Raw genomic sequence first — 13757 nt, 5'->3', positions numbered from 1 at the left:
CCCCCCGGAACCGTGCGCACCATGATTCCACGTACCCCCTCACGTGTTCGAACGGGTATCGGGCTCATGATCAAGCGCGGCATCACGACTCGTTGTTCGCGTTGGCCGACCGGCTCCGCGGCGGCGGGAGCCTCGTCATCTGTGCCCTGCTTGCGTGGTCACATAGGGTCGAGTGATGGCGAAGTACTACGACGTGCACCCCGAGAACCCGCAACGCCGCACCATCAGCACTGTGGCCGACAGCATTCGCTCCGGCGCGCTCGTCGCGTATCCGACGGACTCATGCTTCGCGCTGGGATGCCAGCTCGGCAGCCGCGACGGCATCAGCAGGATCAGGTCGATCAGGAACCTGGACGACCGTCACCACTTCACTCTTGTGTGCGAGAACTTCGCGCAGCTCGGCCAGTTCGTACAGGTCGACAACGACGTGTTCCGCGCGATCAAGGCGGCGACGCCGGGGAGTTACACCTTCATCCTCCCCGCGACCAAGGAGGTGCCCCGGCAGCTGCTGCACCCGAAGAAGAAGACCGTCGGGGTGCGCATCCCGGACCACGTCGTCACTCAGGCCCTGCTCGCCGAGCTCGGTGAGCCGGTGCTCTCCAGCACCCTGCTCCTGCCCGACGAGGAGGAGCCGTTGACGCAGGGCTGGGAGATCAAGGAGCGGCTCGATCACGTGGTGGACGCGGTGATCGACTCGGGCGACTGCGGCACGGAGCCCACCACGGTCATCGACTTCTCCGGCGGCGGCGCCGAGATCGTACGGCGTGGGGCGGGCGACACCGAGCGGTTCGAGTAACCGCCACGACGGACGACCAAGTGCCGGTCACGGGCGCACGCTCCACGCCGCGAACGCGTAGGTCCCTTAGGCCGGCGCGTCGGTCGTCCGGGACCGTAAGGCGCGTGTCCCGCACCGGCACCTGCACAGAGCGGCGCGCCGGCAGGCCGCTGGCCTCGACCGGCGCGTCGTTTGCTCGCTCGCGCTCTTCCCCGAATGTGGATGCTCGTGACCTCCGCCTGAGGGGCGGTCTTCGGAGCTGGGAAGGCTCAGTCCTCGTTGTCGGCTGTCTGCTCAGACGGTTCACTGATCGGCGGCGGCGTTGGGGGCGCCTCTGTGGGCTCGGGCACTTCGCCGCATGGCCTGTAGCCCCTCTCCTCGTGAGGATCGGTCAGCAACCCTGGATCATCCATCGGTACCGCTTCCAGACGCGGGAGGCACATCAATGAAGTCGAGGCACTCGACCTCGTCCATCCGAATGTAGATCCCTCCCGACCGTTCGAGGGGACGTTCGAGCCAACCCGAGCGTGACACGGCCCATGCCGACTGGAGATACAGGTCGGCGGGTTCCGGGTAGCTCGACGCGTATGCCTTCTCGCCGTACCAACCAGCAAGCCACCGGCCGCTCTTGAGGCGGATCCGGACAAAACAATGGCCTCGGCGGCGAAAGGCGTGATCCCAGGCCGTCGGCGTCTGGGTTCGTACGGCTCCACTCCCGCGCAAGCTCAGCCGGGAGATCAACAACGCGACTCCTGCCGGGAATGCGACCAACAAGAGGAGTGCCCCCAGAGCCGCCAAGCGAGGCTCGTCAGCCATCCCGGTCAGCCAACCACGTCGGCGGTCATAGACGAATGACACTAGCCACGAACCGCCTGCGGCGACGTAGAGAGTGTCCAGGACGATGCCCGCCGCCACCGCTCTGAGTATTCGCTCTCCCAAGTCCCGGTGTCCCGGTGTGACACCTCGCGCCCGTTCACGCACGAACTGGTACATGACGCCGGGTAGGACCAGCAGGAGAACGATCACGACTTGCGTGATCGTTGCGGGTACAGACACTTCCGCTTCTTCCTTCCGATCGGGGAGTTCGCCCGGATCCTTGCACGACGGATGGCAACTGGTGCCACACGCCCGTTAGTTGGGGGTCCTCTGCCGACGTGAGTTCCCGCGCTGGCGGTGAGTGTGAGGCTCGCGAACGATTCCGGGCTCCCGATGGTCTCGACGGCGGCCGTCTCAATTGAACGCCGCGGCCCATGGTTCGAGAGCGAGGCCGGTCCGGCGGACCTCAGCCTCGGTGAGTAGTACCGGATGGTAACTTTCTGTCACCGAAATACGCCGGACGTCGGGGCGGTCGCCCTGCGGTACTGGGAGTCGCATATGCCAAGTGCCCATGTAGCTAGGGCTGTTGGGGGTCGACTTGCTCGACCCGATGCGCGCGTTGTCACCACCCTGTGTCACAGTGACCCCTTCGTGAATCAGTGCGCACGGGGGAGGGGACGGCATGGGGCAGCCGAACGAAGTGCTGAACATCTCGACGGCCGACCTGAAGGAGGCAGCTCCGGTCTTCGGCAAGCAGAGCGAGGCTCTGGCCGAAGCGGTCGGCCGACTGACGAATCGTCTGGAGACCCTCGGTCTGCCGTGGGGCAGTGATGCGCCGGGGACGGAGTTCGGTGACCTGTACGGCCCGCGGCGCCGCACGCTCGAGAGTGCCGTCGAGATCCTCGCCACGGGGCTTGCGAGTGTCCATCACGCGATGAGCGACATGGCGGACGGCCACATCGACAACGAGGAGAACATCAAGGGGGTCTTCGCGGACGAGGACCCCGTGCCGGGTTCGCTCTCCGCCGCGCTCGGGGCCGGCGGTGAGCGCATCGGTCCTGCGGCAGTGCAGCGGGCGACCGGTGGAGCGGGGCTGCACCAGAGCTGATGGATCCCTTCGAGCAAGCGAAAAGGTTCATGATCGATGCGTTCGGCATGTGGTGGCCGGACGCCGAGGTGGGACAGCTCCGCGAGGCCGCTGATGCGTGGCGGAACTTCGCCGATGTCGTGGGCGACGCCCGTCAGGCGACGAATCCCAAAGCGGGATCCGTCATTCACCACAACAACGGCATCGCGATCGAAGCGTTCGAGAACTTCTGGGGGCGCTATCACCGAGCTGATCTCTCCGGCACGGCCAGCGCTGGGTGGCTCGACGACCTTGAGCGAGCAGCTCTCAGCATGGCCAAGGCGCTTGCGGAGTTCGCCTGCGACGTAGGAGAAGCCAAGAACAAGATCACCACCGAACTCGAGATCCACGCCCCGACGATCGTCGAGGGCATCTCTTCGGGAACGCTCACCTCCGAACGTGCGTCGGGGCACGCGGGGGCAGCCGCGAGAACCCTGGTCGAGTTCGCCGCGCGGATGCGCCAAGCAGTCTCCATGGGGGCGGCGCGTATCGACGCCACCGTCTTCAGCGACGTGGCGTTCGCCGGCGTCGAATCGATCACTGCGGAAACGGCGGTCGCGGAGGCTATGCGCCCGCAGCTGCGGCATCAGGCGGGAACGTCTGAGCGTGGGGCGGAAACGGCGCGTCCCTCCGAGGCGGAGATCAAGGAAGCGCTCAAGCAGACCGGTCCTCGGTACCTCCCGGAAGGGAACTGGCCGTCGGGCGACGGGCGTTCATTCGCCAACCGGGTACTGGAAGGCGGAAGGCCCGATGGAGAGACGGTCTTCGCGGGGCACGGTTATCTGAGAGAAGGTGCCGGGACGGCCACGGTGCCGCCCGGAACGACGCTCGACTTCTACGTGATGGAGGGGGAGAAGCTTCCCGGGTTGCATGGGCTCTCGGTCGAAAGGGGCGTCTATCCCGGCCCCGCCGTGGAGAGCTTCGGGCCGGGTGACGAAGTGCCCAATTACACCCTTGCGCCGCCGCAGTCAGCATCGAAGCAGTTCTGCGTGTACGAAAATTCCACGACCGTTGCTGCTCCTGCGACTGTCTCCGACCTGCTACGGCCTGGTATGGGTAACGTACACTGGGCTGCCTGCCGTTGACGGGCTGAAGGCACGGCTGTGTCATCCGACGGGTCGGGCTGTCTTGGAGGGTGACATCATCGCTGCGCAGGATGAACCCCGAGTCTGGACCCTCACGGAAGTGACCCTCGTCGTAGAGGGCATGAATCTGGACCCCGGTTCCGTGACGGAGCGTCTGGGGAGTGACCCCACCCGCTCTGCCGCCCCGGGCGAAGATTCGCAGATTCCCGATGGAGCAGGCTTCTGGGGGCTGGATTTCGGGATGGGATTCTCAGCGGAATTCCATCGCCAGTTGAGTGGCGCGCTGGATTTCGCGGAGCAGAGAGCCGGTCAGCTGAGTAGCTTGCAGGCTGCGGGTCACGACGTGCGCCTCGCCGTCTACGGATTCTCGGGGAACGAGTCGAAACTCCCGTTGTCGCCCGAGGAGCTGGGCCGCCTGGCCGGTCTCGGCCTCCCGTTCCGCATCACGCCGAACCTGAACCAGCGCTGAAGCGTTCATCATCCATGGAGCCTCCTGATGACCAAGGGCCGAGGGCACTGGGAGTCCCCAGTGACGGCTCTGGTGGTCACGCTTCGGGGCGAACCGGATGAGGCCGTCTCCCATCTACTCTCATCGGAGGTTCCCGGAGACGTCCCCTCGAACGCAAGCGTGCTCAGTGGCAACGGCTGGCGGGCGCTTGTCCTCGACGAGAGCCATTCCCCGACGATTGATGAGCAAGTACGAGCGCTGGCACGCGTACTGGCCTCACGGAAGAGGCAGCTCGCGGACCTGATCGAGTCGGGGCACGTCGTGCATATCGACATTTCGGGCACGGTGGGGACCGGCGATCAGCTCACTGTCTCTCCGGCTTCGTTGGAACGCCTCAAGGAGTTGGCGCTTCCGGTCACGTTCACCGCACTTGCGGACCAGGAGCATCACATGGACGAGGATCCTCTCGCGTGGCTGGACGGTCTGTAAGAGCACAATCCCGCTTCCGCGGCAGACCTTTGGACGGTCGCCCCTTCCGCTTAGGCCCCCACATCCCGTTCCGCCTCGCGCCGGCTGGTCTTCGGCCAGTTCGTTCATCGACGTCTTCCGGCGCACCTTCGGGTACACCCCCGGGACACACCGGAGCTCCGTCAACGGGCCGGTCCACGGCCGAAGAACCGCCCCTGACGTCGCGCACGCCCCCGCGAGCCGGTGATACGGATGTCCCATGGACCTTCGCGTCATGACGTTCAACCTCCGGTATGCCGACTACGACAGCGCGTCCCCGCGCTCGTGGGGCCGGAGACGCCCGGCCGTGGCGGCCCTTCTCCGGCAGGAGGCGCCCGAACTCATCGGCACTCAGGAGGGGTTGTACCGGCAGTTGCGGGAGATCAATGAGGACGTCCAGCAGCCCGGGAAGCGGTACGACTGGATCGGGACGGGCCGTGAGGGCGGCAGCCGTGGCGAGTTCATGGCCGTCTTCTACGACACCGGCCGACTGGCCCCCCTGGAGCACGAGCATTTCTGGATCTCGCACGACCCGCACCTCGTCGGGGAGAAGTGGCCCGGCGCCGGATCCCCGCGGCTGGTCACCTGGGTGCGCTTCCAGGACCTGGCCACCGGTGGGGAGTTCTACGCGCTCAACACCCATCTGGACAACGTCAGCGAAGAAGCCCGCCTCGCCGGCGCCCGGCTGCTCGTCCAGCAGATGCACCGCCCCGAGGAGCCGCTGCCGCCCTTCGACGCGAGCCTGCCGTGCGTCCTCATGGGCGACTTCAACGTCCCGGCCGTCGCGAAGAAGGGCAGTGTCTACGAAACGCTGCTGACGGAAGGCGAGTTGGTCGATTCCTGGACGGAGGCACCGCCGGAGGCGCGCGGCGAGGAGTACCGCACGTGGCACGACTACAAGGGGCCCATGCAGCCCGGTACGCGCATCGACTGGATCCTCACCTCGCCCGGTGTCCGTGCGGCCTCGGCGAGGATCAACACCTTCACGCTCGACGGCCAGTACCCGAGCGACCACTTCCCCGTCCAGGCCACTCTCCGGATCGGAAACCCCTGATCGGATCCCTGGCCGGAGCTCTCGTGACCGGCGGCTGCCCCTGAGGCTGCAGCCCGGACCCGCCTGGCCCCTTCCCCGTCGTCCTGCGGCATGGGGGAGGGGCAGGCGGCGTCAGCGGAGCCGAACTCCCGCCGTCCTCAGGCGAGTTGCCCGAAGGTGTGGGTGACGTGCTGCGTGAGCATCGGGAGTTCGGGCTCGGGGCGGTCGAAGGCCGTGGCGCTCTCAGGGATGGAGCGGTGGTGGAGCTGCCAGCCCAGGCCGGTCAGTTGACGCTCCACAGGCTCGCGTTCTCCCCGAGGGAAGAGCGAGGGGAAGTCGAGGCCGAACTCCTCGGCGCGCTCCTGCATGGCCGGATCGTCCACCAAATGGGCGACGTTGTCGATGCGCTCGACGGCGAACCGGCTTCCGGAGGCCGAGAGGCGGGTGACCTCCTTGAAGAGGTGCGTCTCGGCCTCGGGCGGCAGATACGGAAGCAGTCCCTCGGCGAGCCACGCGGTCGGCCGGGACGTGTCGTACCCGGCGGCCTCCAGGGCGGCGCCCCAGTCGTTGCGGAGATCGATCGGCACCGGACGGTGATCGCAGCCGGGAGTCGCGCCCTCCTTCTCCAGGGTGGCCGACTTGAAGTCCAGTACGGCCGGCTGGTCCAGCTCGAAGCAGACCGTGCCGGACGGCCAGGCCAGCCGGAACGGGCGGGTGTCGAGGCCCGATGCGAGGATCACGACCTGCGTGATGCCGTCCCCGGACGCGCGCTGGAAGTAGTCGTCGAAGACCCGCGAGCGCAGACCGACGTAGTCGGAGGTGCCGTTCCACATCTCCTCGTCCACGCCCCGGAGGCCGTCCGTTCCCACCGTGCCCGGGCTGCCGGAGGTGAAGGGGAGCGGCGCGGAGGGCTGCGCCGCGGCGACGAGTGGCGCCGCGTAGGGGTCGTTCATCAGCGCGTCCGGCCGTGCCGACTCTGCTGCTCTGCCGGCGGCCACCGCGAGGGCGGTGAGTCCGACTCCGGTGACGATGTCCCACTGCTGGTCCGCGCTCAACGGACACCTCCGTGCTTCACAGGGCGTGCTGGTCAGGTGCGTCCCGCGGGCAGGCGACCGGAAAGGTCCCCTGTGATCTCGCGGGAGCCACCGGGACGGCACCCTAGTAGATGGTATCCACAGGCAACTATTAGGTTTTCGGCCCTGCCCGTCGAATCCCGTCCTGCCCGCCCCTGTTGAGGGCCCGGGGGTTCAGCGGCTCAGGGCCGCTCGCCGATCTCGCACTGCTGCCGCGTCCACGCGCGGGCCTGCTCGCTGAGGGAGACGCCGAGGCCGGGCCGGGTCGGCAGGTGCATGCGCCCGTCGCCGATCTCGAGGCGTTCCTCGAACAGCGGCTCCAGCCAGTCGAAGTGCTCGACCCACGGTTCGAACGGGTAGGCCGCGGCCAGGTGGAGGTGGATCTCCATGGCGAAGTGCGGTGCGAGCTGCAACTGTTGGTGCTCCGCGAGGGCGGCGAGCTTGAGGAACTGGGTGATGCCGCCGATCCGCGGGGCGTCGGGCTGGATGACGTCCGCCGCCCCTGCCCGGATCAACTCCCAGTGCTCCGCGACGGAAGCGAGCATCTCTCCGGTGGCGATCGGGGTGTCCAACGAGGCTGCGAGGGCGGCGTGACCCTGCGCGTCGTAGGCGTCGAGGGGCTCCTCCAGCCAGACCAGCCCGAACTCCCCCATGGCGCGGCCCATGCGCCGGGCGGTCGGCCGGTCCCACTGCTGGTTGGCGTCGGCCATGAGCGGCACGTCGTCGCCCAGGCGCTCGCGCAGGGCGGTCAGCCGGCGCAGGTCTTCCCTGCGGTCGGGGTGGCCCACCTTGACCTTGATGCCGCCGATGCCGTCGGCCAGTGAGGCGGAGGCGTTCTCCAGCAACTCGTCGAGCGGGGTGTGCAGGAAGCCGCCGGAGGTGTTGTAGCAGCGTACGGAGTCGCGGTGGGCGCCGAGGAGCTTGGCCAGCGGCAGGCCAGCGCGCTTCGCCTTCAGGTCCCACAGGGCGACGTCGAAGGCGGCGAGCGCCTGCGTCGCGAGTCCGCTGCGGCCCACGGACGCCCCTGACCACACCAGCTTCGTCCAGAGCCGCCCGATGTCGTTGGCGTCCTCACCGATGAGGTCCGGCGCGACCTCCTGCGCGTGTGCGAACTGACCTGGACCGCCGGCCCTCTTGGAGTAGCTGAAACCGATGCCTTCGTGGCCGTCGGCGGTGGCGATCTCCGCGAACAGCAGGGCGACCTCGGTCATCGGCCGCTGCCGCCCGGTGAGCACCTTCGCGTCGCTGACGGGAGTGTCCAGCGGCAAGGAGACGGAGGAGAGCCTGACCCAGCAGATCGCGTCGCGGCTCGTGTCACCGGCGTGAGTGGCGTGGAGTGGGGTCGTGTTCACGGCTTCGCTGCGTCCCTGGGGTCGAGGTGGATGGGTGCCGGGCCGATTCCGATTCCACGTCCTGCCCGGGGTGCTGAGCCGGTGAGGCCGGCCGGTGCAGCGACCAGGTCGATCCTTCCGTGGGGACCGTGGAGATCCAGTCGATGCGCCGAGGGTCGCCGGACTGCCGAGAAGCGTCCGGCAGGGCACTGCGGACCATTCGGAGAATAGGATCGTCGATCGATCCACGTCCAACACGATTTCTGGATCCATCGATACCAGGAGAGCATCGTTTGTTCACGCTGACGCAGCTGTCCAACTTCGTGGCCGTCGCCGAGGAGCTGCACTTCGGCAGGGCCGCCGAGCGGATGCAGATGACTCAGCCGCCCCTCAGCCGGCAGATCCAGTTGCTGGAGAAGGACTTGGGGGTGCGGCTGCTGGACCGTACGAACCGTTCGGTGCGGCTGACCCCGGCCGGGCGTGCGTTTCTCAACGAGGCGCGCCGCATCCTCCGGCAGGCGCAGCACGCCACGCTCGCCGTCCGGCAGGTCTCCGCCGGAGAGGCGGGCAGCATCGCCATCGGCTTCACGGCTGCCAGCGCGTACTCCATGCTCGACACTCTGCTGGAGACGGCGAGAACGGCAATGCCCGGCGTCGAGATCGTCCTGCGGGAGATGATCACCCGCGACCAGTTCGAGGCGCTGGCCGAACACGGCCTGGATCTGGGCCTGGTGCGCCCGCCGGTCACCGATCCGGACCTTCGCTCCCGCGTGGCCGTGCGGGAGCGTCTGCTGGCGGCGCTTCCGGCCGGGCACCCGCTCGCGGCCGGTGACCAGCCCTTGGGCATCGCGGATTTCGACGGCCAGGACGTGCTGATGTACTCGCCTCTCGAAGCGCGCTACTTCCACGAGCTGCTGATCGGCATCTTCCGCTCCGCCGGTGTCGTGCCCGTCCACAGCCAGTACCTCAGCCAGGTGCACAGCATCCTGGCGCTGGTCGACGGAGGTTGGGGAGTGGCGCTCGTGCCTGAGGCCGCAGCGCGGCTGCGCTACGCCGGGGTCGTCTTCAAGGAGGTGCACCCGGTCGATGCCGAGCCGGTCGAACTCACGCTGGCCTGGCGGAAGAACAACGACAACCCTGCTCTGCACGCGCTGCTCGGCCACCTGTGAGGAAGCGCATCCGTCTCCCTATGTAGACACTGTCTTGGATGTGAGACGTGAAGACTGCAGTATGAGACGGCCCCGCTGAACCGTCGCGCCTGGACGGGGCGATGCCAGCGGCGTACGTCGACCGGAGGGAGGCCCGGTGGAGGCCGGCTCTGCAGTCCTGCTCACCGGGGCGGGCATCGCTTCCGGTCTCGTCGGATCGGTCGCCGGTCTTGCTTCGCTCTTCAGCTACCCGGCGCTGCTCGCCGTCGGCCTGCCGCCCGTGAGTGCCAATGTCACCAACACGGTGGCGCTGTTCACCAACACCGTCGGCACGGCCGCCGGATCGCGGCAGGAACTGCGCGGTCAGCGCAGCCGCCTGCTGCGGCTGGCGGGCATCGCGGCCGTGGGCGGATCCGTAGGTGCCGCGCTGCTGCTCGGCACGCCGTCCTCGGCATTCGAATACATCGTGCCGTGGCTGATCGCGCTCGGCTCCGTGCTGATACTCGTCCGTGAACCGCTCCGGCGGCTGAGCGCGAGGCTGTCGCGCGGCGAGGAAGGCAGGTCGCGTGCACTGCCGGCGCAGGCCGGTGCGGTGCTCCTGGTCGGCTTGTACGGGGGGTACTTCGGGGCCGCCGCGGGCGTGCTGATGCTGGCGGTGCTGTCGCTGTCGGCGAGCGAGCCGCTGCCGGTGACCAACGCGGTGAAGAACATGGCCACCGGGGCCGCCAACGTCACCGCGGCCGTCGCCTACGCCTTCCTGGCACCTGTCGCCTGGGGTCCCGCGCTGGCGCTGGGTCTCGGCTGTCTCATCGGCAGCCGCGTGGGGCCCGTGGTCGTGCGGCACATTCCCGAGACTCCGCTGCGCATCGCCATCGCGGTCGCCGGTCTGGGTCTTGCGATCTCCCTGTGGAGCGGGATCTCCGCCTCTTGAGCCTGGTCGGCGGGTGGCCGGGGCGGCGGTGCTCTCCGTGTGCCGACGGCGAGTTGGAGCCGTTGCGCGTCCGGGCTCGGCGCCTCCGCGGCCTCGGCGGTGGGCGGACCGTGGAACCGGCGGCCGTTCCCCATTGACCGCGCCGGGTCACAACCTTAGCCTGCATTCTCATACGTAGACAGCGTCTCCGCATGGGAACACCCACCCCGAGGCGGAGCCGCGTGGAGGCCTTCATCGCGGCGAACTCCCGCAAGGGAGGCGGTCTCCAGCCGGAAGTGCACCGCACGAGGCCTCACCGCCCGACCGGGCGTCGGCCCGTACGCCGTGCGTCTCCTCGACGCGGAACGGGAGGTTTCACAACCCTGAACGAACGGGGGCCATGACGGCCGGCCCCAGCCGCGTTGCGTCTCCAGGCGCGCCGAAAGTGCCTCTTGATCCGTGGCGTCGAGCCCGCTCGGTTCCGACGGCCAGACGGCCAGACGGCCAGACGGCCAGACGGCGAGACGGCGAGACGGCCCGACGCCAGGAAGAACTTCACCCGCGGGACGAACGGCTCGTCATCCGCGAGATCCACAAGCACACGTCACGCCCAAGGAGTCCTGACACATGCCTCTTGTCGCTGTCGGGGTCAGCGTCCTGATCCTGCTCTTCCTCATGACCAAGGTGAAGCTCAACGGCTTCTCAGCCCTGCTCCTGGTCGCCGTCGGAGTCGCCCTGGTCCAGGGGATACCGATGGAGAAGATCGCGGAGGTGCTCGCGGGAGGCATCGGGGACCAGATCGGCGACACGATGCTCATCATCGGCCTCGGTGCCATGGTGGGCCGCGTCATGGGGGACTCCGGAGCCGCACAGCGCGTGGCCGACAAGCTTCTCGGAGCCTTCGGGCCTCGCTACGTCCAGGTGGCCATGGTGGTCACGGCCATGCTCATCGGCGTCACGATGTTCTACGAGGTCGCGTTCGTCATCATCGTGCCGGTGGCGTTCACCATCGTCCGCGTCACGCAGAAGAACCTGCTGTGGGTGGGGCTCCCGATGTCGATAGCCCTGTCGACGATGCACAGCTTCCTGCCGCCCCACCCCGGCCCGACCGCGGTGGCCGCGACCTTCCACGCGTCGGTGGGACTGACCCTGTTCTACGGGCTCTTCATCGCCGTCCCGCTCGGTGCGCTCATCGCGCTGGTCTGGCCGCGACTCCCGTTCGTCCGGGCGATGAACCCCTCCATACCCAAGGGCCTGGCCAGCGAACGCGTCTTCACCGACGAGGAGATGCCCGGCCTTGGCTGGTCGCTGTCCGTGGCCCTCTTCCCGGTCGTGCTGATCGCCGGAGCCGCGGTGACCGACATGGCCGCCTCCGGGGACGGTCCCGTCCTGCACTTCATCGCCTTCATCGGTTCCGCGCCGATCGCGCTCCTGCTGACCCTGCTGCTGGCGATCTGGGCCTTCGGCCCGCGGATCGGCCGCAGCCTGTCCGAGGTCAGCGCCTCGTGCAGCTCGGCTGCCCAGGCGATGGCGATGATCCTGCTGGTGATCGGTGCCGGCGGCGCCTTCAAGCAGGTCCTCGTCGAAGGCGGGATCTCGGACTACATCAAGGACGTCACGCACGGCTGGTCCATCTCGCCGATCATCCTCGCGTGGCTCATCGCGGTCATCCTCCGGGTGGCCCTCGGGTCCGCTACGGTCGCCGTCGTCACCGCCTCGGGCGTGGTGCTGCCGCTCCTGTCGGGCAGCGGAGTCCACCCCGAGATCATGGTGCTCGCCGTCTCCTGCGGATCGATCGCCTTCTCGCACGTCAACGACCCGGGCTTCTGGATGTTCAAGGAGTACTTCAACTTGTCCGTCATCGAGGCGATCAAGGCCCGTACGACCTATACGACGGTGCTGGCGATCCTCGGCCTGGGCGGCGTGCTGGTCGTCGAACGATGCCTCGACGCCCTCAACGTGTGACGCTCCGGCGGCCGTTGCCGGATTCCGCACCGGGCCCCGTGCGGACGGCAGCCCGAATCACCGCCCGGGCACTCGCGATTCCCGAACCCGAACCCCGATTCCCCGCCGGAGGAACCCAGCCATGAGTCAACCGTCCGTCACCAGGTTCTCCGTGTATCCGGTCGCCGGCCGGGACTGCATGACTCTCAACCTCTCCGGTGCGCACGGCCCCTACTTCACCCGCAACGTCGTTCTCATCGAGGACTCCGAGGGGCGTACGGGCGTGGGGGAGGTGCCGGGCGGCGAGAAGATCACGCAGACGCTGCGGGACGCCGAACCGCTGGTCGTCGGCGCCAAGCTGGGCGACCACAAGCGCGTCCTGCGCGAGATCGCGGCGAGGTTCTCGGACCGCGATTCCGGTGGGAGGGGCGAGCAGACCTTCGACCTGCGCACCACCGTCCACGCCGTCACCGCGGTCGAGTCGGCGTTGCTCGACCTCCTCGGGCAGCACCTCGACGTCCCGGTCGCGGAGCTGCTGGGCGACGGCCGGCAGAGGGACTCGGTCAGGGTTCTGGGCTACCTGTTCTACGTGGGGGACCCGGACCGCACCGACCTGGCCTACGCACGCGAGGGCGACTCCGACGTGGAGTGGTACCGGATCCGGCACGAGGAGGCGCTGACGCCCGAGGCGATCGTCCGGCAGGCGCAGGCGACGTATGACCTGTACGGCTTCCGCGACTTCAAGCTCAAGGGCGGTGTCCTGGAGGGCGGTGAGGAGGTCAAGGCGATCCGGGCGCTGAAGGAGCACTTCCCCGACGCGAGGATCACGCTCGACCCGAACGGCGCGTGGTCACTGCGCGAGGCCGTCGAGTTGTGCAAGCCGCTGCTCGGCACGCTCGCCTACGCCGAGGACCCGTGCGGCGCGGAAGAAGGCTTCTCCGGCCGCGAGGTCCTGGCGGAGTTCCGGCGGGCGACCGGACTTCCCACGGCGACCAACATGATCGCGACGGACTGGCGCCAGCTCACTCACGCGCTCGCGCTCCAGTCGGTCTCGATCCCGCTGGCGGACCCGCACTTCTGGACGATGCAGGGCTCGGTCCGCGTGGCTCAGCTGTGCAACGCCATGGGCCTGACGTGGGGTTGCCACTCGAACAACCACTTCGACGTGTCCCTGGCGATGATGGCGCACTGCGGCGCTGCGGCTCCGGGCGAGTACAACGCCCTGGACACGCACTGGATCTGGCAGGAGGGCCTCGAGCGGCTCACGGTCGACCCGCCTCGGATCACCGGCGGGGAGGTCGCCGTTCCCGACCTCCCCGGGCTCGGGATCAGGATCGACATGGACCGCCTTCTCGCAGCACACGAGCTCTACAAGGAGAAGGCGTTGTCGGACCGGGACGACTCCGCCGCCATGCAATACCTCGTCGAGGGCTGGAAGTTCGACAACAAGCGCCCCTGTCTCGTGCGCCCGGTTCCGTAGAGCACCGTGCCGTGACGCGGGGGGGGGGGGGGGGGGGGGGGGGGGGGGGGGGGGGGGGGAAGGGGGGGGGGGGGGGGGTGG

At 68.3% G+C, this 13757-nt stretch carries 13 protein-coding genes and 1 pseudogene; 11 read left to right on the top strand and 3 right to left on the bottom strand.

Annotation, left to right across the window (positions count from 1 at the left end; genetic code table 11):
* Positions 1–175: 175 nt before the first annotated feature.
* Positions 176–796 carry an L-threonylcarbamoyladenylate synthase gene (locus H5J26_RS02365; protein WP_181763960.1) on the top strand — a complete coding sequence of 207 codons (621 nt, stop codon included), beginning with the start codon at positions 176–178 and terminating at the stop codon, positions 794–796.
* Between the two features lie 384 nt (positions 797–1180).
* Here H5J26_RS02365 and H5J26_RS02360 read toward each other — a convergent pair whose 3' ends face one another.
* Complete coding sequence (locus H5J26_RS02360) at positions 1181–1831, bottom strand: DUF6338 family protein (protein ID WP_181763959.1); 651 nt, start codon at positions 1829–1831, stop codon at positions 1181–1183.
* A gap of 442 nt (positions 1832–2273) precedes the next feature.
* Between H5J26_RS02360 and H5J26_RS02355 the strand changes: the two genes are divergently transcribed.
* The 6 genes and pseudogenes from H5J26_RS02355 to H5J26_RS02335 all read left to right on the top strand — a co-directional run bounded on the left by H5J26_RS02355 (position 2274) and on the right by H5J26_RS02335 (position 5811).
* Positions 2274–2699, top strand: a complete 426-nt coding sequence (locus H5J26_RS02355) for a WXG100 family type VII secretion target (protein ID WP_181763958.1) — start codon at positions 2274–2276, stop codon at positions 2697–2699.
* Positions 2699–3802, top strand: a complete 1104-nt coding sequence (locus H5J26_RS02350; RefSeq protein ID WP_181763957.1) for a putative adhesin — start codon at positions 2699–2701, stop codon at positions 3800–3802. The genes H5J26_RS02355 and H5J26_RS02350 overlap by 1 nt, the downstream gene beginning before the upstream one ends.
* Before the next feature lie 100 nt (positions 3803–3902).
* Positions 3903–4271 carry a DUF4279 domain-containing protein gene (locus H5J26_RS02345; protein WP_181763956.1) on the top strand — a complete coding sequence of 123 codons (369 nt, stop codon included), beginning with the start codon at positions 3903–3905 and terminating at the stop codon, positions 4269–4271.
* A gap of 27 nt (positions 4272–4298) precedes the next feature.
* The gene (locus H5J26_RS02340; protein WP_181763955.1) at positions 4299–4739 is read left to right on the top strand and encodes a hypothetical protein; all 441 of its coding nucleotides are present in this window, start codon (positions 4299–4301) and stop codon (positions 4737–4739) included.
* 73 nt (positions 4740–4812) lie between these two features.
* Positions 4813–4965, top strand: a pseudogene (locus H5J26_RS31200) (AraC family transcriptional regulator); the annotation flags it as partial.
* Between the two features lie 27 nt (positions 4966–4992).
* Entirely contained in the window at positions 4993–5811 is an 819-nt protein-coding gene (locus H5J26_RS02335; protein WP_181763954.1) for an endonuclease/exonuclease/phosphatase family protein, read from the top strand.
* Between the two features lie 137 nt (positions 5812–5948).
* Here H5J26_RS02335 and H5J26_RS02330 read toward each other — a convergent pair whose 3' ends face one another.
* Both H5J26_RS02330 and H5J26_RS02325 read right to left on the bottom strand, forming a co-directional pair.
* On the bottom strand, positions 5949–6845 hold the full coding sequence (locus H5J26_RS02330) for an SAM-dependent methyltransferase (RefSeq protein ID WP_181763953.1): 897 nt from the start codon (positions 6843–6845) through the stop codon (positions 5949–5951).
* 200 nt (positions 6846–7045) lie between these two features.
* Entirely contained in the window at positions 7046–8215 is a 1170-nt protein-coding gene (locus tag H5J26_RS02325) for an L-talarate/galactarate dehydratase (RefSeq protein WP_181763952.1), read from the bottom strand.
* Positions 8216–8487: 272 nt separating this feature from the next.
* On the opposite strand from H5J26_RS02325, the gene H5J26_RS02320 reads away from it, so the two are divergent.
* The 4 genes from H5J26_RS02320 (at position 8488) to H5J26_RS02305 (ending at position 13676) form a co-directional block, all read left to right on the top strand.
* Positions 8488–9363: a LysR substrate-binding domain-containing protein gene (locus H5J26_RS02320; protein WP_181763951.1), complete on the top strand. Its 876-nt coding sequence runs from the start codon at positions 8488–8490 to the stop codon at positions 9361–9363.
* A 136-nt stretch (positions 9364–9499) separates the two neighbouring features.
* Entirely contained in the window at positions 9500–10273 is a 774-nt protein-coding gene (locus H5J26_RS02315; RefSeq protein ID WP_181763950.1) for a sulfite exporter TauE/SafE family protein, read from the top strand.
* A gap of 606 nt (positions 10274–10879) precedes the next feature.
* Positions 10880–12217, top strand: a complete 1338-nt coding sequence (locus H5J26_RS02310; RefSeq protein ID WP_181763949.1) for a gluconate:H+ symporter — start codon at positions 10880–10882, stop codon at positions 12215–12217.
* A 121-nt stretch (positions 12218–12338) separates the two neighbouring features.
* Positions 12339–13676 (top strand): enolase C-terminal domain-like protein, encoded by a 1338-nt coding sequence (locus H5J26_RS02305; protein WP_181763948.1) that lies wholly within the window; start codon positions 12339–12341, stop codon positions 13674–13676.
* Positions 13677–13757 lie beyond the last annotated feature (81 nt).

Origin of the sequence: Streptomyces albidus (ex Kaewkla and Franco 2022) (assembly GCF_013870515.1) — a bacterium.
Taxonomy (GTDB): Bacteria; Actinomycetota; Actinomycetes; order Streptomycetales; family Streptomycetaceae; genus Streptomyces; species Streptomyces albidus.
Note: the sequence above shows the minus strand (reverse complement) of the source record. Positions and strands in the feature narration are given on the sequence as shown.

Bases quoted from the DNA above. Each gene is read 5' to 3' on its own strand.
- H5J26_RS02365 (WP_181763960.1), top strand. From the start codon at position 176: ATGGCGAAGTACTACGACGTGCACCCCGAGAACCCGCAACGCCGCACC.
- H5J26_RS02355 (WP_181763958.1), top strand. From the start codon at position 2,274: ATGGGGCAGCCGAACGAAGTGCTGAACATCTCGACGGCCGACCTGAAG.
- H5J26_RS02350 (WP_181763957.1), top strand. From the start codon at position 2,699: ATGGATCCCTTCGAGCAAGCGAAAAGGTTCATGATCGATGCGTTCGGC.
- H5J26_RS02340 (WP_181763955.1), top strand. From the start codon at position 4,299: ATGACCAAGGGCCGAGGGCACTGGGAGTCCCCAGTGACGGCTCTGGTG.
- H5J26_RS02335 (WP_181763954.1), top strand. From the start codon at position 4,993: ATGACGTTCAACCTCCGGTATGCCGACTACGACAGCGCGTCCCCGCGC.
- H5J26_RS02310 (WP_181763949.1), top strand. From the start codon at position 10,880: ATGCCTCTTGTCGCTGTCGGGGTCAGCGTCCTGATCCTGCTCTTCCTC.
- H5J26_RS02305 (WP_181763948.1), top strand. From the start codon at position 12,339: ATGAGTCAACCGTCCGTCACCAGGTTCTCCGTGTATCCGGTCGCCGGC.